This window comes from Streptomyces sp. NBC_00554 (genome assembly GCF_041431135.1).
Classification (GTDB): Bacteria; Actinomycetota; Actinomycetes; order Streptomycetales; family Streptomycetaceae; genus Streptomyces.
The window spans coordinates 4426641-4450265 of the sequence record NZ_CP107799.1; the positions used below are offsets into that span (position 1 = coordinate 4426641).

Sequence of the window (23625 nt, forward strand, 5' to 3'; positions counted from 1 at the left end):
CTACCCGTCCCTTGTTCCTGGGGGCTGCCGCCCCCAGACCCCCGCATCGGCCTGAACGGCCTCGTCCTCAAACGCCGGACGGGCTGAAAGATCCCCGCTGGTCTAAGAGTTGCGGCGCTTCTTCGAAGGGTTGCCCGTACGGCGCTTGCTGCGGCGCTCGTACTGTTCGCGAGCCGCCTCGTACTCCTCGCGGTTCAGCTTCTCGCCCGGGGCCTCGACCAGGGCGCGGAAGAAGTAGGCGAGGAGGGAGCCGATGAAGCCGATCGCGAGGAGGCCGCGGAGGGAGGCCTGCCGGTCGGGGTCGGGGCGCTTGGTGAACGCGCCCGAGGTGTGGCGGAACGCGAGGGCGCTGCACACCGCGAACATCACGACGACCATGAGGGTCACCGGCCCGCCCACGTCTGCGACCTCCAGGCCCTCGTAGGCGAAGCGGAGGACGAAGCAGGCGGCCACCGCGGCGGCCAGCGAACCGACGGCCACGGCGGCTCGGCGGGCCGCGTAGCCGTCGGTGTGTTCCAACCAGGACGTGCCGAAGAAACGGATGGGTTCGGGCTGGGGCCCCGCGGGGGTGCCGGTGGTTTCGTCGCTCACGGGTTGATTATCGCTCTGGGGTGGCGCGGGGGCCCTGTCGGTGGTCGGTCAGGCGCAGAGCGGGGCTACGTAGCCGTCGCTGCCTGTGTTTACGTAGGCGTCTGAGACGTACTCGCCGTTGGCGATGCCGTCCCAGATGTTCGACGTGCCGTACGGGCCGGTGACCGACTGGCCCGCCTTCTGGCAGAAGATCGGGACGTGGGAGCCTTCCGGCAGGACGCGGACGATGCGGTAGGTGGTGCTCGGGCCGCTGCGGACGTTGAGACTGACACCCGGTGCGACTGGGTAGTAGCGGACAGCCGCCTCGGCCGAAGGCGAGCTCATCACCATGAGAAGGGCTGCTGTGGCGCCGGCGAACAGGATCGATCTGCGTCTCCGGAGTGTCATTTCTGTCCTCTCGGTAGCAGTACGTGTGCAGGGTCAGGCACAGCGCGGCGCGACGTAACCGTCGCTGCCCGTCTTCACATAGGCGTCCGAGACGTACTCGCCGACGCCGATGTTGTCCCAGATGTTCGACGTGCCGTATGGGCCGCTGACCGACTCCCCCGGCTTCTGGCAGAAGATCGGGACGAAGGCGCCCTTGGGCAGGACACGGACGATGCGGTAGCCGGTGCCGGGGCCGCTGCGGACATTCAAGTTGACGCCGGGTGCGACCGGGTAATAGGTCTGGGCCGCCGTCGCAGTTGCGCTCACAGCCGCCTTCGCTGCGACGGTTTCCTCGTCGCTGCTCTCGACTTCCTCAGTTCGGTCAACAGACATGAAAAGCCTCCCCCGTTGAACCCCATGACTGCCATGGGGCCCCTTTGATTCCCCTGAAACGCGCCACGCACACATGTACGTAACTCGCACTCGGAGGCTAGCAAGCCGCCTCCGTCTCGTACGAGTCATCGACTAGGCTCCGTGCGTCGCGCGCGGCGGACGAACAGCACGGGGGTTCCCATGGCGCCACAGCGGAACAACGGAGCGGGCGCGGAAGCGGAACTTCCCGAGTACGCCGGTCACTACCGGCTGGAGTCATGCCTGGGCTCCGGCGGTATGGGCGTCGTCCATCTTGCCCGGGGTACGTCGGGGATGCGGGTGGCCGTGAAGGTCGTGCACGCCCAGTACGCCAGGGACCCCGAGTTCAGGGGCCGTTTCCGGCAGGAAGTGGCGGCGGCTCGACGAGTGAGCGGTGCCTTCACGGCGTCCGTCGTCGACGCCGATCCCGAGGCAGAACGCCCTTGGATGGCGACGTTGTTCATTCCGGGACCAACTCTCGCCGACCAGGTGAAGCGGAACGGGGCCATGCCCACTGGCGAGTTGCGTCGCCTGATGGCCGGGCTCGCCGAAGCACTGCGCGACATACATCGCGTGGGAGTCGTGCACCGGGATCTGAAGCCGAGCAACGTCCTGCTCGCCGAGGACGGCCCGAAGGTCATCGACTTCGGCATTTCCCGGCCAAAAGACAGCGAACTGCGCACCGAGACAGGCAAATTGATCGGTACGCCGCCGTTCATGGCGCCCGAGCAGTTCCGCCGGCCGCGCGAGGTGGGACCCGCCGCCGACATCTTCGCGCTCGGTTCGGTGATGGTGCACGCCGCCACCGGGCGCGGGCCGTTCGACTCCGACAGCCCGTACGTCGTCGCTTATCAAGTCGTGCACGACGAGCCGGACTTGACCGGCGTACCGGAGAATCTCGCGCCACTGGTGCTGCGTTGTCTCGCCAAGGAGCCCGACGACCGTCCCACTCCTGACGAGTTGATGCGGGAACTGCGGTCGGTGGCGGCCTCGTACGACACCCAGGCGTTCATTCCGGCCCAGCGGACCATTGGTGATCCGAAGCCGGGCGGCGGCGCCCGGTCAGCCGGTCCGCGTCCCGCGAGAGCCATGAGCCGCCTCCGTAAGCGGGGGGTCCTCGCGGCCGGAGCACTCCTCCTCACCGCGGGCGCGGCTTTCGCCTCGGTTCAACAGCTCGACGGCAGCGGCGGCGTACCCGAGGACAGCAGCACGCGGTCCGCACCGGCAGGGTTCGACGCCTGGGACGCCACGCCCGGTTCCGGCAGCCAGGGCATGCCCCAATGCTCGTACGGTGGAGGGAAGTTGCTCTGCGCCCAGGTGGGGCTGCTCTCCGCTCTGGACCCGGCCGACGGCACGGTGTTGTGGCGACGCACCCTTGCCGGTCGAGATGCTCCGGACGGCCCGCCGGTCGCGGCGGGCGGGTTGGTGCACGCTCTGACGAACGAGGGAAAGGAGCTGATAGCTCTCGACCCCGCCTCGGGCGCGACGCGCTGGACGCTGGACATCTCCGCGTACGGGCGAGTTCAGTACGCGGGCGGCATGGTGCTGCTCACCCGCACCGACGGAACAGCCACCGGGGTGGACGGCGCGTCGGGTAAGCAGGTCTGGAGCCATCGGATCGCCGGCCAGAGCGCACCGAAATTTTCCTCGTTCGGCGCGGACGGACTGACCTACGCCACGAGTAAGACTGAGGACGACTCGCATACACGGGTGAGTGCGGTGGACCCGCAAACCGGTGACGTGCGGTGGGACGCCCAGCTGAAGGGCCTGCTGGAGCCGGTCGGCGAGAACGGCGGCACACTCTTCTTCACATCGGTCGACGTCTACAGCAAGACTGACGCGCTGGTCCAGTACGACCCCGAGAGCACTGTGACGCAGCGCGTGGCGCTCGCTACGGCCCTCCCCCAGGCCGTAGCCACCTCGCACGAAGGCGTCGTCTACCTTCTGGCCGCCGGCGGCGGCCTGGTGGCCATGGACATGGAGGACCGGGCGGAGAAATGGCGGCTTGAGACATCCGTCAGCCGAGGTTCCGCGCCCGTCGCCGACGACAAACACGTGTACTTCACTGCCCCCGACGGCCGACTGCTGGCGGTGGACGCCTCCAATGGAAAACTCGTCGGGCAGACGCCTGCACGACTCGGGGCGGACTCCGATCGCGTGGTGGCCGAATTGCCCCCGCCCATGATCATCGACGATCACGTCCACGCCGCCGCCCCGGACGGAACCGTCTTCGCAGTAGACGGACGCAACCCGTCAGCCTGGTGACAAGCGAAGAGGCCGCCCCAGAAGGAGCGGCCCCCGCACACAAACCTCAGCCCAGCAGCGAAACGTCCCGCACCGCACCCTTGTCCGCACTGGTCGCCATCGCCGCGTACGCACGGAGCGCGGCGGAGACCTTGCGGTCGCGGTTCGCGGGCGCGTAGACGCCGTTCAGGGCGTCGCGACGCGAGGCCAGTTCGTCGTCGGAGACGAGGAGCTCGATCGTACGGTTCGGGATGTCGATGCGGATGCGGTCGCCATCCTTGACCAGGGCGATCGTGCCGCCCGAAGCGGCCTCCGGGGAGGCGTGGCCGATGGACAGGCCGGAGGTGCCGCCGGAGAAGCGGCCGTCGGTGACGAGGGCGCAGGTCTTGCCGAGGCCCCGGCCCTTGAGGAAGGAGGTCGGGTAGAGCATCTCCTGCATGCCGGGGCCGCCCTTGGGGCCTTCGTAGCGGATGACGACGACGTCGCCGTGGGTGATCTCCTTGCGGAGGATCTTGTCGACGGCCTCGTCCTGGGACTCGCAGACGACCGCGGGGCCCTCAAAGGTCCAGATGGACTCGTCGACACCGGCCGTCTTCACGACGCAGCCGTCGACGGCCAGGTTGCCCTTGAGGACGGCCAGGCCGCCGTCCTTGGAGTACGCGTGCTCGGCGGAGCGGATGCAGCCGCCCTCCGCGTCCTCGTCGAGGGCCTCCCAGCGCTCGGACTGGGAGAAGGCCTCGGAGGAGCGGACGCCGCCGGGGGCCGCGTACCAGAGTTCGAGGGCCTCGGGGGACGGGGAGCCGGCTCGCACGTCCCAGGTCTTCAGCCAGTCGGAGAGAGACGGGCTGTGGACCGAGTGGACGTCCTCGTTCAGGTGGCCGCCGCGGTGCAGCTCGCCAAGGAGGGCCGGGATGCCGCCCGCGCGGTGCACGTCCTCCATGTAGTACGTGCGGTCCTTGGCGACGTTCGGCGCGACCTTGGCGAGGCAGGGCACGCGGCGCGAGACCTCGTTGATCTCGTCCAGGCCGAAGGGGACGCCCGCCTCCTGGGCGGCGGCCAGCAGGTGCAGGATCGTGTTGGTGGAGCCGCCCATCGCGATGTCCAGGGCCATGGCGTTCTCGAAGGCCGCGATGGTGGCGATGTTGCGGGGCAGGACCGACTCGTCGTCCTGGTCGTAGTAGCGGCGCGTGATGTCCACGACCGTGCGGGCCGCGTCCTCGTACAGGCCCTTGCGAGCCGTGTGGGTGGCGAGGACCGAGCCGTTGCCGGGGAGGGACAGGCCGATCGCCTCGGTCAGGCAGTTCATGGAGTTGGCCGTGAACATGCCGGAGCAGGAGCCGCAGGTCGGACAGGCGTTCTCCTCGATACGGAGGATGTCCTCGTCCGAGATCTTGTCGTTCACGGCGTCGGAGATCGCGTCGACCAGGTCGAGCGTACGGACCGTGCCGTCGACCAGCGTCGCGCGGCCGGACTCCATGGGGCCGCCGGAGACGAAGACCGTCGGGATGTTCAGGCGCAGGGCCGCCATCAGCATGCCGGGGGTGATCTTGTCGCAGTTCGAGATGCAGATCAGGGCGTCGGCGCAGTGGGCCTCCACCATGTACTCGACGCTGTCCGCGATCAGGTCGCGGGAGGGCAGCGAGTACAGCATTCCGCCGTGGCCCATCGCGATGCCGTCGTCGACCGCGATGGTGTTGAACTCGCGCGCGATGCCTCCGGCGGCGGTGATGGCCTCGCTCACGATCCGGCCGACCGGCTGGAGGTGGGTGTGACCCGGCACGAACTCCGTGAAGGAGTTGGCGACCGCGATGATCGGCTTGCGGCCGATGTCCGCGCCCGGTACACCGGAGGCGCGCATAAGGGCGCGTGCGCCCGCCATGTTGCGGCCGTGGGTGACTGTGCGGGACCTCAGCTCGGGCATCGTCGCTCGCTCCTTCGGAGGGAAACCGGCTCGTACGGGCCGGCAGTCGTGACTGCTGGTCGTGACTGATTCGAGCGTACGCCGGTGCTCCAAGGGCCGGACAGGGTGTCCGGTATTCGGGACGGGTGTCTCGGTCGGCGGGCACGCCCAGGTAGTCGGTCGGGCGAACAGGCGGTCGGGCGAGCGGTCGCCCAAGCGGTCACGTAAACGCTTACGTAAGCGTTTACGTGGGCGCTTGCGGTGCCGTCACGGCGCCGTGAGATGCCCCTGCACCACCGGCGCCACCCGCTCGATGATCCGCTCCACGTCCGCCGAGGCCAGCGGCTCCAGCTTGATCACGTACCGCAGCATCGCGATCCCCACCAGCTGGGCCGCCGCAAGCTCGGCGCGCAGTTCCGCGTCGGGGAAGTCGAGCTGCTGCGCGACGCGGCGCATCAGCTGGGCGACGAGGAGGCGGCGGAAGACGGCGGCCGCGGCCTCGTTGTTGAAGGCGGAGCGGACGATCGCGAGCAACGGCGTACGGGTCGTCGGGTTCTCCCAGACCCCGAACATGAAGCGGGTCAGGCGCTCGCCCACACCGTCCAGCGGGCCGTCCCCCACCGCCGTCGACGCGGCCAGGGCGGGCGCGACGGCGATCTCGATGGCCGCCTCGAAGACCTGCTCCTTGGTGCCGAAGTAGTGGTGCACGAGCGCCGAGTCCACACCCGCGGCCTTGGCGATGCCGCGCACCGACGTCTTCTCGTACCCCCGCTCGGAGAACTCCTCGCGGGCCGCGTCGAGGATGCGGTCACGGGTGGCGGGGGCCGCCTCCGTCTCCGTACGGGAAGGGCGTCCCCTGCGTCGGGGGGCGGCGGCGTCCTGCGGGCCGGCGGCCGTCACCGGCGTGGCACCTTCACCGCGGAGGCGAGGTGGAGCCGGGTGAAGGCCAGGGCCTCCGCCAGGTCGGCCTCGCGTTCGGCGCTGGACATCGCGCGGCGGGTGTTGACCTCGATGACGACATGGCCGTCGAAGCCGGTGAGCGCGAGGCGCTCCAGCAGTTCGGCGCAGGGCTGGGTGCCGCGGCCGGGCACCAGGTGCTCGTCCTTGTTGGAGCCGTTGCCGTCGGCGAGGTGGACGTGGCCGAGGCGGTCGCCCATGCGGTCGATCATGTGCATGGCGTCGGAGCGGGCCGTCGCCGTGTGACTGAGGTCGATCGTGAAGTGACGGTAGTCCTCCTTCGTCACGTCCCAGTCGGGTGCGTACGCGAGCATCTCGCGGTCGCGATAGCGCCAGGGGTACATGTTTTCGACAGCGAACCGTACATCCGTCTCGTCGGCCATCCGCCAGATCCCGGTGACGAAGTCACGGGCGTACTGGCGCTGCCAGCGGAAGGGCGGATGTACGACGACCGTGCTTGCGCCGAGCTTCTCGGCCGCCGCCTGTGCGCGCTGGAGTTTGATCCACGGGTCGGTGGACCACACGCGCTGGGTGATCAGCAGGCAGGGAGCGTGGACGGCGAGGATCGGAACCTGGTGGTAGTCGCTGAGTCTGCGCAGCGCCTCGATGTCCTGGCTGACGGGGTCGGTCCACACCATGACCTCGACGCCGTCGTACCCGAGGCGCGCGGCGATCTCGAAGGCCGTCGCCGTCGACTCCGGATACACGGACGCCGTGGACAGCGCGACCTTCGCATCCGGGATGCGCACAACTGGTTCTGCCACGAGGGACAGCGTACGGGTTGCCTCCGGCGGTTTGGCGGGGGTGGTGGGCTTTGGCCGGGGGCCGCTGGAGCCCCCGGCCTTGGCCGCCTGTTCGCCGCTGCGGGGGCTCTCTGTACGCGGCTGACGGTCGTGTGTGGCTGGTCGCGCAGTTCCCCGCGCCCCTATCGGGGCGCGGCCCCGATGCCCCGATGGCCCGCCTACGTCGTTGCCATCTGGTCCAGGCGTCTGAGGATCACGCCCTCGCGGAGTGCCCAGGGGCAGATCTCCAGGGTTTCCACGCCGAAGAGGTCCATCGCGCCCTCGGCCACCAGGGCGCCCGCGAGGAGCTGGCCGGCGCGGCCCTCGGAGACTCCGGGGAGTTCGCCGCGCTCGTCGGCGGTCATCGCGGCGAGGCGGGGGACCCAGTCCTGGAGGGAGCGGCGCTTGAGCTCGCGCTGCACGTAGAGGCCGTCGGCGGAGCGGGCGGCGCCGGCGATGCGGGCGAGCTGGCGGAAGGTCTTGGAGGTGGCGACCACATGGTCGGGTGCCCCGAAGCGGCTGAACTCCCCGACCGTACGGGCGATCTGGGCCCGGACATGGCGGCGCAGCGCTCTGATGTCGGCGGGATCGGCGGGGTCGTTCGGCAGCCAGCCCGCGGTCAGCCGGCCCGCGCCGAGCGGCAGCGACGCGACGGCGTCCGGCTCCTCGTCGATGCCGTACGCGATCTCCAGGGACCCGCCGCCGATGTCGAGGACGAGCAGCTTGCCCGCCGACCAGCCGAACCAGCGGCGGACGGCGAGGAAGGTGAGCCGGGCCTCCTCGGCGCCGGTGAGGACCTGGAGCTCGACGCCGGTCTCGGCCTTGACGCGGGCGAGTACGTCGTCGGCGTTGCTGGCCTCGCGCACGGCGGAGGTCGCGAAGGGCAACAGGGCCTCGACGCCCTTGTCCTCGGCGGCTTCCAGGGCGACCTGGACCGTCTCGATCAGTTTGTCGACGCCTTCGGGGTCGATCGCCCCGCTCGCGTCGAGCAGTTGGGCAAGCCGCAAATCGGCCTTGTGCGAGTGCGCGGGCAGCGGTCGTGCACCGGGGTGCGCGTCCACCACCAGCAGATGCACCGTGTTCGAACCCACGTCGAGGACACCGAGTCTCATATACGGAACGCTACTGCGCGTTCGACCCCCGGCCGTCCCCGGAGCGGCCTTGAGCGACTTACCCTGGACAAGTGCCAAAGACGAAAAAGGCGAAGCCCGACAAATCGGCCAAGGGTTCTTCGCAGGCGAAGGCCACCAAGTCCACGAAGTCTCCGGACAAGAGCGACGAGAAGGGGCTCGACTTCGCTCGCGCATGGGTGGAGTTTCCGGATCCCGCCGACGACGAGCAGCTCTTCCGGTGCGATCTGACATGGCTGACCTCTCGCTGGAACTGCATCTTCGGAAGCGGCTGCCAGGGCATCCAGGCGGGTCGCGCCGACGACGGCTGCTGCACGCTCGGAGCCCATTTCTCGGACGAGGACGACGAGAAGCGGGTGGCCGGCCATGTGGCGAGGCTCACGCCGGATGTCTGGCAGCACCATGACGTGGGCACCAAGACCGGCTGGGTCTCGGAGGACGAGGACGGCGACCGGCAGACCCGTCCGTACACGGGGTCCTGCATCTTCCAGAACCGGCCCGGCTTCGCGGGTGGCGCCGGCTGCTCGCTGCACATCCTCGCCGTGAAGGAGGGCCGCGAGCCGCTGGAGACCAAGCCGGACGTCTGCTGGCAGCTGCCCGTGCGACGGACGTACGAGTGGATCGACCGGCCCGACGACACCCGCGTGCTCCAGGTGTCCATCGGTGAGTACGACCGCCGCGGCTGGGGTCCTGGCGGCCACGACCTGCACTGGTGGTGCACGTCGGCGACCTCGGCGCACGGCGCGGGCGATCCGGTGTACGTCTCGTACCGGCCGGAGCTGGTCGAGCTGATGGGCAAGGCGGGGTACGACCGGCTGGTCGAGCTCTGCGAGGAGCGGCTGTCCTCGCAGCTGCCCCTGCTGGCGCCGCATCCGGCCGACCCGGTCCACTGAGGCACCGGCACTGAGGTCCGGCGGACGCCGGGGTTACGAGGACGGGCTCGGGTCGCCGCTGTCGCCGGGCGGCGGGGTCGAGCCCCCGGGGTCGGAGGGCGCCGAGTCGGTGGGCGTGGGCTCGGGGTCGGAAGGGGTCGGGTCGCTGGGCGTGGGATCCGGGTCGGACGGAGTCGGGTCGCTCGGCGTGGGGTCGGGGTCGGACGGGGTCGGGGTGGTGGGGCGGGGGCCGGGGTGGTGGTTTCCGGGCCCGCCGGGGTTGGTCGGGCGTGCGGTCCCGTAACCCTCGATCGTGACCATGGAGCCCGCCGGTGCGATCGACACCCGCGCGCTCCAGGGGCCCACCGGCTCGCGAAGATGGTCGACGTACACCTTGATCGTCAACGATTCGCCCGGGGCGAGGGTTCCCGAGGACTGGCTCAGGTAGAGCCAGTGGGCGCCGGTGTGCGCGGCCCAGTGAACCGGTGAACTCCCGGACGCTGTCAGCGTGATGAGGGTCGTGTCGCCGCTGTTGCCGGCCAGTACGGAGAGCTGTCCCGCGCCGGGTGCCTGGCTGCTTCCGGGGGCGCTGATGACCTCCACGGAGACGTCGGGCGAGCGGCTGCCCTTGGTGAATCGGGCGTCGGGGTCGGTGCTGGCGTTGCCCGCGTTCTGGTAGCCGCCCGCCCCCTCGCCGTCGATGCCGTCGATCCCGTCGGCGTCCTGCGCCTCGCTCGCGGTGACCGAGCGGCCGTCCGTGCCCTCGCCGGTGAGGGGCCCGCCCCGGTAGGCCGCCCAGAGGGCGAGTACGGGGGCGGCGACGACGGTGGCGACGACGGTGGTCGTGACGGCACGCGCGCGTAGCCGGTCCCTTCGGGCGGCGCGGTCCTTGGGGTCCATCGGGAAACCGCGCCGGTCGAAGCGCGGAGCGCTGCCCCGCGCGCGTGGGACGTGCGCCATCGCGACGTGCAGGGCGGCGCGGGGGGCTTCCAGGACGGGGAGCGCGGCGGGCGTGACGCTGGTGCCGGGCCAGGAGCCGGGGACCGCGCGCTCGGCGGTACGGCGGCAGCGCGGGCAGTCGTCGACATGCCGGACGAGCTCCCGGCGCAGGGCGGTGCCGAGCACGAGCTGGTTGTCGCCGGTGAGGCGGGCGACGCTCGGGCAGGTGCCGGTCTCCACGACGGCGAGCGCGGCGCGGGTGCGTTCGACCTCGCAGGCGGCGGAGCCGAGCAGCTCGCGCGCGGAGGCGAGGTCCATGCCGAGGACGGCGGCCACCTCGTGGGCGGCGAGCTGGTGGCGCACGGCGAGTTCGAGCGCCTCACGCTGCTCAGGGGTGGTGCCGGCGGCCTCCGGCCAGGCCAGCAGGGCGAGTTCGCTCCGGCGCTGCGCCTGGGCCTCTTCGGAGACGGGGGCGCTCAGCGCCTCGGCCGCGCGCCGGTCGGCGGCGTCCTTGTCCGCTGCCTTGTCCGCCGCCTTGTGCCGCGTCCTGCCCGTCGGCTTGGTCTTGCGCGCGGGCGTGGGGTCGCTCCCGGAGGCGCCTTTGTGGCTCGCGCGCCCCCGGACGGAGGCGTGGGCTCCCTGGCGCCTGCGCCTTGTCTCGGCGAGCCTGCGCAGACAGGCCCAGCGGGCCAGTGCGTACAGCCAGGCCCTGCGGTCGCCCGCGGCCTCCGGGGCGCGCGCGCCCCGGCGCTCGGCCAGCGCGAGTACGTCCCCGAGGGCGGCGGTCGCCGCGTCGTGGTCGCACAGGACAGACAGGCAGTAGGTGAACAGGCCGTCCAGATAGGGCTCGTAGCGCGCGGGTGGGCGCTGAGCCATGGTGGTGCGGGTCGACGCGCCACGGGGCGCGGCCGCCCGCTTGCGCGCGTCTCCGTGCGCCCGGTGTGCGCCGGTGGTGTGCGTGGAGGTCTCCGGACTACTGCTCATCACCCGTGCGACCGTAGGCGCCAATCGGTGGCCCCTTCCTCCCCCTTGAGTACATTTAATCCGTACGGGTGAAACGATCCCTCAAAAGGGGACAGGAACCTCCCATTCCATGGCCTGGGCCTGCACGGGCGGCGATGGCAATGCCATGCCGGGCGCCCCTCGCGCACAGCGCCGACAGCGCTGTCAGTGGCCTCGGCTACGGTTCGGTTCATGGCTGTCCGTACGAAATCCGCGAAGGACCGACCGTCCTACCGCTGCACCGAGTGCGGCTGGCAGACGGCCAAGTGGCTCGGCCGTTGCTCCGAGTGCCAGGCGTGGGGGACGGTCGAGGAGTACGGCGTGCCCGCTGTCCGTACGACGGCACCGGGCCGGGTCACCACGTCCGCGGTCCCCATCGGGCAGGTCGACGGCCGCCAGGCCACCGCGCGCTCCACCGGAGTGCCCGAGCTGGACCGCGTCCTCGGCGGCGGTCTCGTACCCGGCGCGGTCGTCCTGCTCGCGGGCGAGCCCGGCGTCGGCAAGTCCACCCTGCTCCTTGACGTGGCGGCCAAGGCGGCGAGCGACGAGCACCGCACGTTGTACGTGACCGGGGAGGAGTCGGCCAGTCAGGTGCGGCTCCGCGCCGACCGCATCAAGGCCATCGACGACCATCTCTATCTCGCCGCCGAGACCGATCTGGCCGCCGTTCTCGGTCACTTGGACGCGGTGAAACCGTCCCTGCTCATCGTGGACTCCGTACAGACCGTCGCCTCCCCGGAGATCGACGGTGCGCCGGGCGGCATGGCCCAGGTCCGGGAGGTCGCCGGTGCGCTCATCCGCGCTTCCAAGGAGCGCGGCATGTCCACCCTCCTCGTCGGCCATGTCACCAAGGACGGCGCGATCGCGGGCCCCCGCCTCCTCGAACACCTCGTGGACGTCGTCCTGAGCTTCGAGGGCGACCGGCACGCGCGCCTCAGGCTCGTACGAGGGGTCAAGAACCGTTACGGGACGACGGACGAGGTCGGCTGCTTCGAGCTGCACGACGAGGGCATCACGGGACTGGCCGACCCCTCGGGCCTGTTCCTGACCCGCCGCGCGGAGGCGGTCCCCGGCACCTGTCTGACGGTCACTCTGGAGGGCCGCCGCCCCCTGGTCGCCGAAGTGCAGGCGCTCACGGTCGACTCGCAGATCCCCTCCCCGCGGCGTACGACCTCCGGTCTGGAGACCTCCCGCGTCTCGATGATGCTCGCCGTCCTGGAGCAGCGCGGCCGGATCACCGCCCTGGGAAAGCGGGACATCTACTCGGCCACGGTCGGCGGAGTGAAGCTCTCCGAGCCCGCCGCGGACCTTGCGATCGCGCTCGCCCTCGCCTCCGCCGCGAGCGACACCCCGCTGCCGAAGAACCTCGTGGCGATCGGCGAAGTGGGGCTCGCCGGGGAGGTCAGACGGGTCACGGGCGTTCAGCGCCGGCTCGCCGAAGCCCACCGGCTCGGCTTCACCCACGCCCTCGTCCCGAGCGATCCCGGCAAGATCCCTCCCGGCATGAAGGTCCTGGAAGTCGCCGACATGGGAGCCGCGCTGAGCGTCCTGCCGAGGTCGCGTCGTCGAGAGGCCCCACGGGAGGAGGAAGAGCGCCGGTAGACTTTGCCCTGGTCTCGCCCATCCGTACGAACCAAGGGCGGCCGGAAACCCCCCGCGACCCGAGGAGTGCAGTGGCAGCCAACGACCGGGCAGCAGCTCCCGGAAAGTCCGGTGGGAGCTCCGGTGCCGATGGCCTGATGCGCGCCGCACTGAGCGCCGTGGCACCCGGCACGGCCCTGCGCGACGGGCTCGAGCGGATCCTCCGCGGCAACACCGGAGGACTCATCGTGCTCGGGTCCGACAAGACCGTCGAGGCGATGTGTACCGGCGGCTTCGTGCTGGACGTCGAGTTCACCGCGACACGGCTGCGCGAGCTGTGCAAGCTCGACGGCGGCATCGTGATCGACAAGGACATCACCAAGATCCTGCGGGCGGGCGTGCAGCTGGTGCCCGACCCGACCATCCCGACGGAGGAGACCGGCACCCGGCACCGCACCGCGGACCGGGTGAGCAAGCAGGTCGACTTCACGGTCGTCTCGGTCTCCCAGTCGATGCGCCTGATCGCCCTCTACGTGGACGGCCAGCGCCGCGTCCTCGAAGACTCCGCCGCGATCCTCTCCCGCGCCAACCAGGCCCTGGCGACCCTGGAGCGCTACAAACTCCGCCTCGACGAGGTCGCGGGCACCCTGTCGGCCCTCGAGATCGAGGACCTGGTCACGGTCCGCGATGTCTCGGCGGTGGCCCAGCGGCTGGAGATGGTGCGCCGGATCGCCACCGAGATCGCCGAGTACGTGGTGGAGCTCGGCACCGACGGGCGCCTTCTCGCGCTCCAGCTCGACGAGTTGATCGCCGGCGTCGAACCCGAGCGTGAACTCGTCGTACGGGACTACGTGCCCGAGCCGACCGCCAAGCGCTCCCGCACGGTCGACGAGGCGCTCTCCGAGCTCCACGCGCTCACCCACGCCGAGCTGCTCGAACTCCCCACGGTGGCACGGGCGTTGGGCTACACCGGCTCCCCCGAGGCGCTGGACTCCGCCGTCTCCCCGCGCGGCTACCGCCTCCTCGCCAAGGTGCCCCGCCTGCCCGGCGCGATCATCGACCGCCTCGTGGAGCACTTCGGGGGCCTGCAGAAGCTCCTCGCCGCCAGCGTCGACGACCTCCAGACGGTCGACGGCGTGGGCGAGGCGCGGGCGCGCAGCGTCCGTGAGGGTCTGTCGCGGCTGGCGGAGTCGTCGATCCTGGAGCGGTACGTCTGACGTACGGCGCGCGCTTGCTGCCGTTCGGCCCGCGCTCAGTGCCGTTCGGCCCGCGCTTGGTGCCGTTCGGTTCTTGGAGAGTTCAGCCCTTGAGCTCAGTCCTTGGACAGTACGAACGACGTCTGTGCCTTCGTCAGGCCGGGCGCCTGTGCTTCCACCAGGTACGTGCCCGCGGTTGCCGAAAGCGCGGGCGGTGTGGCGCACTCGGGGGCGCTGGCCTTGCGGTCCCACTCCACCGTGTGGGTCACCTGCCCGTTGGCCGCGACGCGGTAGAGGAGACTACCGGAACCCGTCGGGCAGTCGTCGGAGGACCAGATGTCGTCGTCGCTGCCGGCCTGAGTGATCGTCAGGACGGTGTTCTTCGGGCCGAGGTCGACCTTGCAGTCGCTGCCGGAGGAGTTCTTGGCGGTGAACTCGATCGTGGGCTTCTCGCCGGGCGCGTAGGTGTTGCGCACGCTGCGCAGCGTCAACTTGACGGCGCTCGCGGTGCAGTTGGGGAGGGTGGATCCGGCCGGGATCTGGTCCGCCGACCCTCCGGCGCCGTTGGAACCGTCGTCGGAGCCGGTGCCGCTGCTCGTACCGGAGTCGCCGGAACCGGAAGTGGACCCGGAACCGGAACCATCGCCGGAGCCGCCGTCGGATCCGTCGCCGGAGCCGCTGTCGCCCGTGCCGGCGGTCGACTCGTCGCGCCCGCCCGGGTTTTGGCTGATCGCCGGGCCGGAGCCGGAAGGCCCCGGCGTGATCGTGGACACGGGGTTCTTCCCATTGGACCCGTCTCCGTTGTTCGTCCCGCCTCCGCCGCCGGTGCCGACCACCCACACGATGAGCAGCGCCAACACAGCGACCAGAGACAGCAGAACGGCCCTCCGACGCCAGTAGATCGTGGAGGGGAGCGGCCCGACCGGATTGCGCATAGATCCCACGGCGCAAACTGTACGAGAGATCCGTCGCGGTGCTTGCCCCACCCGCCGCCCCGGGTCAACTTTTCCGGATCATCATCCTGGCCGACGCGCTTACGCGGCAGTGGGGTTGGGTTTTTCGCCCCCTCCGCCCCTACCCGTCCCTTGCTTCCTGGGGGCTGCCGCCCCCAGACCCCCGCATCGCGCTGACGCGCTCGTCCTCAAACGCCGGACGGGCTAAAAACTTCTAGCCCCGCCCGGCACAATCCAGCCCCTCCGGCGTTTGAGGAGCGGGGTCTGGGGCGGAGCCCCAGGAACAAGGGACGGGTAGGGGCGGAGGGGGCGAAAAAACCCACCCCAACCCCATCCACCCGGCACCGGCAAGCGCCCCCAGACACCCCCAACATGGCAGGATCGACCCCGTCATGACTGCACCCACGAAGCCCACCGCCCAGTCCACCGCCCCCGGCGAGCCCCTCCACACCCCCGTCATCGCCTGGTTCGACTCGCACGCCCGCGACCTCCCGTGGCGCCGCCCGGACGCCGGCCCCTGGGGCGTGATGGTCAGCGAGTTCATGCTGCAGCAGACGCCGGTGAACCGCGTGCTGCCCGTGTACGAGCAGTGGCTGGCCCGCTGGCCCCGCCCCGCCGACCTGGCCAAGGAGGCACCGGGCGAAGCGGTCCGCGCCTGGGGCCGCCTCGGCTACCCCCGCCGCGCACTGCGCCTGCACGGCGCCGCGGTGGCCATAACGGAACGGCACGCCGGCGATGTACCCGCGGAGCACGCACAGCTCCTGGCGCTGCCCGGCATCGGCGAGTACACGGCGGCGGCGGTGACCTCGTTCGCGTACGGCCAGCGCCACCCCGTACTGGACACGAACGTACGACGGGTGTTCGCCCGCGCGGTCACCGGCGTGCGGTACCCCCCGAACGCGACGACCGCGGCGGAGCGCAAGCTCGCCCGTGCGCTGCTGCCCGACAGCGAGCGGACGGCGTCCCGCTGGGCCGCCGCCTCCATGGAGCTGGGCGCACTCGTCTGCACGGCGAAGAACGAGAACTGTGACCGCTGTCCGATCGCGGCGCAGTGCGCATGGCGGCTGGCGGGCAAGCCCGAGCACGAGGGTCCGCCCCGCCGCGGCCAGACGTACGCCGGTACGGACCGCCAGGTCCGCGGCAAGCTCCTCGCCGTACTCAGGGAGGCCGTAGCCCCGGTCCCGCAGTCCGTCCTGGACCGCGTATGGGACGAGCCGGTTCAGCGGGCCCGCGCGCTGGACGGCCTCGTCGCCGACGGGCTCGTGGAGCCGCTCCCGGGCGGTTTGTATCGACTCCCCTTGACGTAACCGACGTGACTCGTTGACGCGACGGCCGTGACCGATTGACGTGACAGCCGTGGCCGGTTGACGTAACTGACGTAACCGGCACGGCAAAACAATTTCAACCGGGACATAACAGCACCTCGTCTTACCCACCTCCTACATCCGTTACACAACCGACGGACAGCCGAGCGTTCCCCGCATGCTGTCTCGGACAACCCCGTGACAACCCCTCCGTAGCTTCATCTCAGGCAACGGACCACCGGCGGCAGGCGACAGCAGGCAGGTCGGACACGGGGATGGAGGCGGTTGATCATGGCGCACGGCGAGGTGCTCGAATTCGAGGAGTACGTCCGCACTCGGCAGGACGCGCTGCTGCGCAGTGCCCGCCGCCTGGTCCCCGACCCCGTCGACGCCCAGGACCTGCTGCAGACCGCGCTGGTACGGACGTACGGCCGCTGGGACGGCATCGCGGACAAGCGGCTGGCCGATGCCTACCTGCGGCGCGTGATGATCAACACGCGGACCGAGTGGTGGCGGGCCCGGAAGCTCGAAGAGGTGCCGACCGAGCAGCTGCCGGACGCCTCCGTCGACGACTCCACCGAGCAGCACGCGGACCGCGCGCTGCTGATGGACATCATGAAGGTGCTGGCTCCGAAGCAGCGCAGCGTCGTGGTGCTGCGACACTGGGAGCAGATGTCCACGGAGGAGACGGCTGCCGCCCTCGGTATGTCGGCCGGGACGGTCAAGAGCACGCTGCACCGGGCGCTGGCCCGGCTCCGCGAGGAGCTGGAGAACCGCGACTACGAAGAGCGCGGCGCACGCGCGCTCGAACCGAGTGAGGAGCGGGAGCGTTGCGCGGCCTAGAAAATCGGGCCAGGAGGGCTGGGTCGGCCGGACAGCCCAGAACGGCGGGACAGCCCAGAACGACCGGACAGGCCAGAACGACCGGGCAGGTTCTGAAGCAGGTCCTCAAGGCGGGGAGTGCGGCGGTTGCCGCGCTCGCCGCCCTCGGGCTTTTCCTGACCGCCTGCGCGACGGGCGGCACGGGCGCCCGCGACGAGGGCCCGGCGGGCAGCGACGCCGTGGCCGGCAAGGTGCAGACCTCCTCCGCCGCCTCCGCCGCTGCCTCCGCGACCAAGGCGCCCCAACGCGTCGACGCCGTCAAGCTCGTCCAGGACGACCCGGAGGTCAGTCCCGCGGTCAAGAGTGCCCTCAAGCCCTGCGTCGCCGACGAGTACCCGGTCGACGTGTCCTACGGGAATCTGACCGGGGGATCCGCGAACGACGTCGTGGTCAACGTGATGACCTGTGCCGATGCCGTCGGAGTCGGTTCGTACGTGTACCGCGAGAAGGACGGCAGGTTCGAGAACGTCTTCAAGGCCGAGGAGCCTCCGGTCTACGCCGAGATCGACCGGGGGGACTTGGTGGTCACCCAGCAGCTGTACGCGAAGGGCGACCCGGTGTCGTATCCCTCCAGCGAAGAAGTGATCACCTACGCCTGGTCCGCGACCCACTTCACCGAGGAGTCCCGGACCCACAACGACTACAGCAAAGCGGTGGGCGGCGCGGACGTGCCCACCCCGGCCCAGAGCTGAGAGCAAGGGATGGCAGAGCAGCGGATGGCAGAACAGACCCACGTCCTGTTCGTCGAGGACGACGACGTCATCCGCGAGGCCACCCAACTCGCGCTGGAGCGCGACGGCTTCGCGGTCACCGCGATGCCCGACGGCCTGTCGGGCCTGGAGTCGTTCCGCGCGAACCGCCCCGACATCGCGCTCCTGGACGTCATGGTGCCCGGCCTGGACGGCGTCAGCCTGTGCCGCCGTATCCGCGACGAGTCGACCGTCCCCGTGATCATGCTGTCCGCGCGCGCCGACTCGATCGACGTCGTCCTGGGCCTGGAGGCGGGCGCCGACGACTACGTGACCAAACCCTTCGACGGCGCCGTCCTGGTCGCCCGTATCCGCGCGGTACTGCGCCGCTTCGGACACGCGAGCGGCTCGGCCAACGGCGCGGCCGCGGAGGGGCAGGCCCCGGTAGCCGGCGGCGTGCTCGTCTTCGGCGACGGCGACCTGGAGATCGACACCGAAGGCATGGAGGTCCGCAGAGGCGGTACGCCGGTGGCGCTGACGCCCACCGAGATGCGGCTGCTCCTTGAGTTCTCGTCGGCTCCCGGCACGGTGCTGAGCCGTGACAAGCTGCTCGAACGCGTGTGGGACTACGGCTGGGGCGGTGACACCCGCGTCGTCGACGTCCATGTGCAGCGGCTGCGTACGAAGATCGGCCAGGACCGGATCGAGACGGTCCGCGGCTTCGGCTACAAGTTGAAGGCCTGAGCAGGGGTATGCGGGGGATATTTCGACGCCGGGGACCGGGCGGCGCCAGAGGAACGGGCGCGGCCGGCGATACGGCGAGGGCGGGTGGCACGGCGAGGACCAGTGGTGCCACGGCAAGGGCCGGGGGCACGGCGAGGGCCGGGGGCATTCGTACGGGCATCCGGTGGAAGCTCAGCGCCGCAATCGCGTTCGTCGGTGCGCTGGTGGCGATCGCGCTGAGCCTGGTCGTGCACAACGCGGCGCGGGTGTCGATGCTCGACAACTCGCGCGATCTGGCGGACGAGCGCATCCAGGTCGCGCAGCGCATGTACGAGTCGGGGCGGACGCAGGCCTTCGGGGTCGAGGTCGACGACCCGGCCATCCCGAAGGACCTGCTGGCGAAGGTCGCGCAGGGGCGGCGGGCCACGTACGTGTCGGACAACGCGAGCGGGGTGGCCGACATCTGGGCCGCCGTACCGCTCAAGGACGGCCGCGTCCTCTCGCTCCACACCGGTTTCACGGACCGCAACACCGACGTCATGACCGACCTCGACCAGGCGCTGATCATCGGTTCGATCGCGGTCGTCTTCGGCGGCAGCGCGCTCGGCGTGCTCATCGGCGGCCAGTTGTCGCGCCGGCTGCGGAAGGCCGCGGCGGCGGCGAACCAGGTCGCCAAGGGCGACACCGACGTACGTGTGGGTAACGCCATCAGCGGGGTCGTACGCGACGAGACCGACGATCTCGCGCGGGCGGTGGACGCGATGGCGGACGCGCTCCAGCAGCGCATCGAGGCCGAGCGCCGGGTGACCGCCGACATCGCGCACGAGCTGCGTACGCCGGTGACGGGGCTGCTGACGGCGGCGGAGCTCCTTCCCCCCGGCCGCCCGACCGAGCTCGTCCGCGACCGCGCCCAGGCCATGCGCACCCTCGTCGAGGACGTCCTGGAGGTCGCGCGGCTCGACGGCGCCTCCGAGCGGGCCGAGTTGCAGGACATCATGCTCGGCGAGTTCGTGTCGCGGCGCGTGGCGGCCAAGGACGCGGGCGTCGAGGTACGCGTCGTGCACGAGTCGGAGGTCACGACGGACCCGCGCCGCCTGGAACGCGTCCTGTTCAACCTCCTGGCCAACGCGTCCCGGCACGGCAAGCCGCCCATCGAGGTCACCGTCGAGGGCCGCGTCATCCGCGTCCGCGACCACGGCCCCGGCTTCCCCGCGGCCCTCCTCGCCGACGGCCCGAGCCGCTTCCGCACAGGCAGCACCGACCGCGCAGGCCACGGCCACGGCCTCGGCCTCACCATCGCAGCAGGCCAGGCCCGAGTACTCGGCGCCCGCCTGACCTTCCGCAACATCCGCCCCCCCGGCGCCCCGGACGAAGTCCCCGCCGAGGGCGCAGTCGCAGTCCTGTGGCTACCGGAACACGCACCGACGAATACGGGCAGCTACCCGATGCTGCCGTAGGAAGCCTTCCTTCAACCCGTCCAGCCCGTCCGACCTTTGAGGACGAGGCAGTGCCATCCCGATCCCCCACCCACCCGTGGGGGCTACGCTCTTCAACCCCAAGCCGGGGAACATCTTTCAGCCCGTCCGGCGTTCGACGACGAGGCAGCACCATCCCGATCCCCCACCCACCCGTGGGAGCCGCACTCTTCAGCCCGGCCGGGGAGAGATCTTTCAGCCCGTCCGGCGTTTGAGGACGAGCGCGTCAGCGCGATGCGGGGGCCTGGGGGCGGCAGCCCCCAGAAACGGGACGGGAAGGGGCGGAGGGGGCGAAGAAACCCCGCACCCACCCCCGTACACGCAAAGGCGAAGGCCCCCGAGGCGGACAACACCGGGGGCCTTCGGACCAAGGAGGACCAGGACGCGGCTCAGACGGCCTCTGCAACCGCCCGCTGCGCCCCCGCGGCGTCCCCAGCCGCACCCTCCTCGGCCGGCTTCGAGGCCCCCGCCCCCTTCAGCGGAACCTCCTTCACGAACACGGCGGCGGCGAGCGCGACCACAGCCACCACCGCCCCCAGCAGGAACGCGGAGTGCGTCCCGGAGGACACCGCGAACTGATACGCCTCCCGCGCCGGAGCCGGCAGCTTCGCCAGGCTCGCCGCGTCGAGCTGCGCGGACTGCTCGGTCACCTTGGACCCGATCGCCCCGGCCCGCTCGGCCATCTCGTGCTGCACCCGGTTGTTGAACAGCGCACCCATGATCGCGACGCCGAACGAGGAGCCGAGCGTACGGGCGAGCGTGCTCGTGGAGGACGCGACGCCCATGTCCTTCATCTCGACGCTGTTCTGCGCGACCAGCATGGTGATCTGCATCAGGCATCCCATGCCTGCGCCGAGAACGGCCATGTACAGCCCGGACGTCAGTCGGGTCGTGTCGGTGTCCATCTGCGAGAGCAGGAAGAGACCCACCGCCATCAGCACACTGCCGACGAGCGGAAAGACCTTGTACCGACCGGAGTTGGTGGTGACCCGCCCGGCCACCATCGAGGTGACGAGCATCGCGCCGAGCATCGGGAGCAGCAGCAGACCGGAGTTGGTCGCGGACGCGCCCTGCACCGACTGCTGGTAGAGCGGGAGGAAGAGCGTCGCTCCGAACATCACGAAGCCGGTGATGAAGGCGATGATCGACATGAGGGTGAAGTTGCGGCTGCGGAAGATGTGCAGCGGTACGACCGGCGCGGCGGCCTTGGTCTGCACGAACACGAACCCGACGAGCGCGGCGACACCGATGCCGATGAGCTCCATGATCCGGGCGGAGCCCCAGGCGTACTCGCTGCCGCCCCAGGTGGTGACGAGCACGATGGACGTGATGCCGACGGTCAGCAGCCCCGCGCCCAGATAGTCGATCCGCCCCTCGACCCGCTTCTTCGGCAGGTGCAGTACGGCGCTGATCGCGAGGAGCGCGACGACGCCGAGCGGCAGGTTGATGTAGAAGGACCAGCGCCAGCCCCAGTGGTCGGTGATGGTGCCGCCGACGAGCGGTCCGGCGATCATGGCGAGCGCCATCACGCCGGCCATCATGCCCTGGTACTTACCGCGCTCCCGCGGCGGAATGAGGTCCCCGATGATCGCCATGACGCCGACCATCAGACCGCCGGCGCCGAGGCCCTGAATCGCACGGAACCCGATCAACTGCCCCATGTCCTGGGCCATACCGCTCAGCGCGGACCCGATCAGGAAGATCACGATCGAGGTCATGAAGGCGCCCTTGCGCCCGTACATGTCGCCGAGCTTGCCCCAGATGGGGGTGGAGGCCGCGGTCGCGAGGGTGTACGCCGTCACCACCCACGACAGGTGTTCAAGTCCCCCCAGTTCGCCGACGATCGTCGGCATCGCGGTGCCCACGATCATGTTGTCGAGCATCGCCAGCATCATCGCGACCATGAGCGCGAACAGGACGACGCGCACGCTGCGAGGTTGTTTCTCGGGTTCCACTGCCACTTCGGTCTTGTCCGCCATCGTTCCCACTCCCCTGGTACAGCCGCGCCAGATGCAGCTGCCTCCGCCGACTACTTACTTGCCGCCCGGCAAGTTGACTACACTGGGAAAGTAGCCTCGCAACTAGCCGGTCGTCAAGTAAGTTTTGCTGGGCTTTACCAGCCGGTCGACCGGTAAGTTTTCAGGGAGCGCGAGGACCACGAGAATGGGCGGCACCATGGACGGCATCAAGCGACAGCGCCGCGGGGACACCCGCCAGCGCATCCAGGACGTGGCCCTCGAACTCTTCTCCGAGCAGGGCTACGAGAAGACCTCGCTGCGCGAGATCGCCGAGCACCTCGACGTCACGAAGGCGGCGCTCTACTACCACTTCAAGACCAAGGAAGAGATCCTCATCAGCCTCTTCCAGGACCTGACGCGACCGCTCGACGAGCTGATCGAGTGGGGCGCGCAGCAGCCGCACACCCTGGAGACCAAGACAGAGGTCCTGCGCCGCTACAGCGAGGCCCTCACCGGCGCCGCCCCACTCTTCCGCTTCATGCAGGAGAACCAGGCGACGGTACGAGAGCTCAGCATCGGCGAGACGTTCAAGGACCGTATGCACAGCATGCTCGACATCATCAGGGAGCCGGAGTCACCGCTGACCGACCAGGTCCGCTGCGTCAGCGCGCTCTTCACGATGCACGCCGGGATGTTCGTCCTCAAGGACGTCGAAGGCGACCCCGAGGACAAGCGCAAGGCGGTCCTGGAGGTCGCGATCGATCTGGTGACGCGGGCGCACGGAGACGCTGCCGCTTCGTAGCCCCGTCTTAGACGGTCACGCCCTTGGCGCGCAGGAAGGCGACGGGGTCGACGGCGGAGCCGTAGTTGGCGGTCGTACGGATCTCGAAGTGCAGGTGGGGTCCGCTGGAGTTGCCGGTGTTGCCGGAGAGCGCGATGCGCTGACCGGTGGCTACGACCTGGCCGATCTTCACGTTGATCTTCGACAGGTGGGCGTACTGCGAGTAGGTCCCGTTGCCGTGCTTGATCACGATGGCGTTGCCGTACGCGGATCCGTCACCGGCGCCGTTGGCACCGGCCTTGACGACGGTACCGCCGTGCGCGGCGACAACCTTGGTACCGCTGGCCACGGCGAAGTCCTGCCCGGAGTGGGTGGACGACCACATGTTGCCGGCCTGGTTGAAGCTGGCGGACAGGGTGTACTTCTTCACCGGGTCGACCCAGGTGGCGGCCGTGGCCTTGGCGGCAGCGGTCTTCACCTGCGTGACACTCGCCGCCGTGGCGGCGCTGCTGCTCGCGGCGGCCGCGACCCCGGCGCCCAGCACGACCGAGGCGCCGAGACCGACGGCCAGGACGGCCGCCCGCGAGCGGATCAGGGACGTACGGGACTGACGGGACGTAGCGCGCTTCGACATGAGGACCTCACGGGGGACGGGGACAGAAAGCCCACCCGAGGCACAGACACCCACCGGATGGACCTCACCTTGGTAACCCGCGCCCCCACCGACCCCCAAACAGCCGATCTACGATGGAAGGTCGTACTTGACACTGAAACTTCCATGTTCTTGACAGACGCACCATCCCGTAATGAATCTTCCGCATTTTTTCCCAGAAGGGTGGTTTAACCCCACTTGGAGCGGTCGCACTCCACGGGAACGGCCACGGGCGCC

21 protein-coding genes are annotated in these 23625 nt (G+C 70.2%); 10 read left to right on the plus strand and 11 right to left on the minus strand.

Annotated features, from left to right (window positions below; translation table 11 throughout):
• Nucleotides 1-102 precede the first annotated feature (102 nt).
• The 3 genes from OG266_RS19260 to OG266_RS19270 all read right to left on the minus strand — a co-directional run bounded on the left by OG266_RS19260 (nucleotide 103) and on the right by OG266_RS19270 (nucleotide 1350).
• On the minus strand, nucleotides 103-591 hold the full coding sequence (locus OG266_RS19260) for an EamA/RhaT family transporter (protein WP_371547263.1): 489 nt from the start codon (nucleotides 589-591) through the stop codon (nucleotides 103-105).
• A gap of 48 nt (nucleotides 592-639) precedes the next feature.
• Nucleotides 640-921 carry a peptidase gene (locus OG266_RS19265; RefSeq protein ID WP_266463893.1) on the minus strand — a complete coding sequence of 94 codons (282 nt, stop codon included), beginning with the start codon at nucleotides 919-921 and terminating at the stop codon, nucleotides 640-642.
• Between the two features lie 90 nt (nucleotides 922-1011).
• Nucleotides 1012-1350, minus strand: coding sequence for an SH3 domain-containing protein (locus OG266_RS19270; protein WP_266456920.1), 339 nt, complete (start codon nucleotides 1348-1350; stop codon nucleotides 1012-1014).
• Nucleotides 1351-1530: 180 nt separating this feature from the next.
• Here OG266_RS19270 and OG266_RS19275 point away from each other — a divergent pair, with 180 nt between their 5' ends.
• Complete coding sequence (locus tag OG266_RS19275; RefSeq protein WP_371547265.1) at nucleotides 1531-3633, plus strand: PQQ-binding-like beta-propeller repeat protein; 2103 nt, start codon at nucleotides 1531-1533, stop codon at nucleotides 3631-3633.
• Between the two features lie 46 nt (nucleotides 3634-3679).
• On the opposite strand, the gene ilvD is transcribed toward OG266_RS19275, so the two are convergent.
• The 4 genes from ilvD to OG266_RS19295 form a co-directional block, all read right to left on the minus strand.
• Nucleotides 3680-5533, minus strand: coding sequence for a dihydroxy-acid dehydratase (ilvD, locus tag OG266_RS19280; RefSeq protein ID WP_266456925.1), 1854 nt, complete (start codon nucleotides 5531-5533; stop codon nucleotides 3680-3682).
• Between the two features lie 246 nt (nucleotides 5534-5779).
• Complete coding sequence (locus OG266_RS19285; RefSeq protein WP_371547268.1) at nucleotides 5780-6412, minus strand: TetR family transcriptional regulator; 633 nt, start codon at nucleotides 6410-6412, stop codon at nucleotides 5780-5782.
• Nucleotides 6409-7233 carry a sugar phosphate isomerase/epimerase gene (locus OG266_RS19290; RefSeq protein WP_266456932.1) on the minus strand — a complete coding sequence of 275 codons (825 nt, stop codon included), beginning with the start codon at nucleotides 7231-7233 and terminating at the stop codon, nucleotides 6409-6411. The genes OG266_RS19285 and OG266_RS19290 overlap by 4 nt, the downstream gene beginning before the upstream one ends.
• A gap of 197 nt (nucleotides 7234-7430) precedes the next feature.
• Nucleotides 7431-8363 carry a Ppx/GppA phosphatase family protein gene (locus OG266_RS19295; protein ID WP_266456935.1) on the minus strand — a complete coding sequence of 311 codons (933 nt, stop codon included), beginning with the start codon at nucleotides 8361-8363 and terminating at the stop codon, nucleotides 7431-7433.
• A 71-nt stretch (nucleotides 8364-8434) separates the two neighbouring features.
• On the opposite strand from OG266_RS19295, the gene OG266_RS19300 reads away from it, so the two are divergent.
• Nucleotides 8435-9274: a hypothetical protein gene (locus OG266_RS19300; protein ID WP_371547273.1), complete on the plus strand. Its 840-nt coding sequence runs from the start codon at nucleotides 8435-8437 to the stop codon at nucleotides 9272-9274.
• Between the two features lie 33 nt (nucleotides 9275-9307).
• Here OG266_RS19300 and OG266_RS19305 read toward each other — a convergent pair whose 3' ends face one another.
• Nucleotides 9308-11179 (minus strand): hypothetical protein, encoded by a 1872-nt coding sequence (locus OG266_RS19305; RefSeq protein WP_371547276.1) that lies wholly within the window; start codon nucleotides 11177-11179, stop codon nucleotides 9308-9310.
• A 207-nt stretch (nucleotides 11180-11386) separates the two neighbouring features.
• On the opposite strand from OG266_RS19305, the gene radA reads away from it, so the two are divergent.
• Nucleotides 11387-12796 (plus strand): DNA repair protein RadA, encoded by a 1410-nt coding sequence (gene radA, locus OG266_RS19310; RefSeq protein ID WP_371547279.1) that lies wholly within the window; start codon nucleotides 11387-11389, stop codon nucleotides 12794-12796.
• A gap of 71 nt (nucleotides 12797-12867) precedes the next feature.
• On the plus strand, nucleotides 12868-13992 hold the full coding sequence (gene disA / locus OG266_RS19315) for a DNA integrity scanning diadenylate cyclase DisA (protein ID WP_266830670.1): 1125 nt from the start codon (nucleotides 12868-12870) through the stop codon (nucleotides 13990-13992).
• A 95-nt stretch (nucleotides 13993-14087) separates the two neighbouring features.
• Here disA and OG266_RS19320 read toward each other — a convergent pair whose 3' ends face one another.
• Nucleotides 14088-14915 carry a hypothetical protein gene (locus tag OG266_RS19320; RefSeq protein ID WP_329546254.1) on the minus strand — a complete coding sequence of 276 codons (828 nt, stop codon included), beginning with the start codon at nucleotides 14913-14915 and terminating at the stop codon, nucleotides 14088-14090.
• A 401-nt stretch (nucleotides 14916-15316) separates the two neighbouring features.
• On the opposite strand from OG266_RS19320, the gene OG266_RS19325 reads away from it, so the two are divergent.
• From OG266_RS19325 to cseC, 5 genes are all read left to right on the plus strand, one after another.
• Nucleotides 15317-16231 carry an A/G-specific adenine glycosylase gene (locus tag OG266_RS19325; protein WP_371547281.1) on the plus strand — a complete coding sequence of 305 codons (915 nt, stop codon included), beginning with the start codon at nucleotides 15317-15319 and terminating at the stop codon, nucleotides 16229-16231.
• A 288-nt stretch (nucleotides 16232-16519) separates the two neighbouring features.
• A complete protein-coding gene (locus OG266_RS19330; RefSeq protein WP_266456951.1) occupies nucleotides 16520-17071 on the plus strand; it encodes a SigE family RNA polymerase sigma factor in 552 nt (183 codons plus the stop codon).
• A gap of 92 nt (nucleotides 17072-17163) precedes the next feature.
• On the plus strand, nucleotides 17164-17802 hold the full coding sequence (locus tag OG266_RS19335) for a hypothetical protein (protein WP_371552867.1): 639 nt from the start codon (nucleotides 17164-17166) through the stop codon (nucleotides 17800-17802).
• A gap of 24 nt (nucleotides 17803-17826) precedes the next feature.
• Nucleotides 17827-18543 carry a two-component system response regulator CseB gene (cseB, locus tag OG266_RS19340; RefSeq protein WP_329546256.1) on the plus strand — a complete coding sequence of 239 codons (717 nt, stop codon included), beginning with the start codon at nucleotides 17827-17829 and terminating at the stop codon, nucleotides 18541-18543.
• 8 nt (nucleotides 18544-18551) lie between these two features.
• A complete protein-coding gene (gene cseC, locus OG266_RS19345) occupies nucleotides 18552-19979 on the plus strand; it encodes a two-component system sensor histidine kinase CseC (RefSeq protein WP_371547284.1) in 1428 nt (475 codons plus the stop codon).
• Between the two features lie 407 nt (nucleotides 19980-20386).
• Here the strand turns inward: cseC and OG266_RS19350 are convergent, their stop codons facing one another.
• Complete coding sequence (locus tag OG266_RS19350; RefSeq protein WP_371547287.1) at nucleotides 20387-21976, minus strand: MDR family MFS transporter; 1590 nt, start codon at nucleotides 21974-21976, stop codon at nucleotides 20387-20389.
• A 184-nt stretch (nucleotides 21977-22160) separates the two neighbouring features.
• Here OG266_RS19350 and OG266_RS19355 point away from each other — a divergent pair, with 184 nt between their 5' ends.
• Complete coding sequence (locus OG266_RS19355; RefSeq protein ID WP_326721499.1) at nucleotides 22161-22757, plus strand: helix-turn-helix domain-containing protein; 597 nt, start codon at nucleotides 22161-22163, stop codon at nucleotides 22755-22757.
• Between the two features lie 7 nt (nucleotides 22758-22764).
• Here the strand turns inward: OG266_RS19355 and OG266_RS19360 are convergent, their stop codons facing one another.
• Nucleotides 22765-23370: a M23 family metallopeptidase gene (locus OG266_RS19360; RefSeq protein WP_371547290.1), complete on the minus strand. Its 606-nt coding sequence runs from the start codon at nucleotides 23368-23370 to the stop codon at nucleotides 22765-22767.
• Nucleotides 23371-23625: the final 255 nt, after the last annotated feature.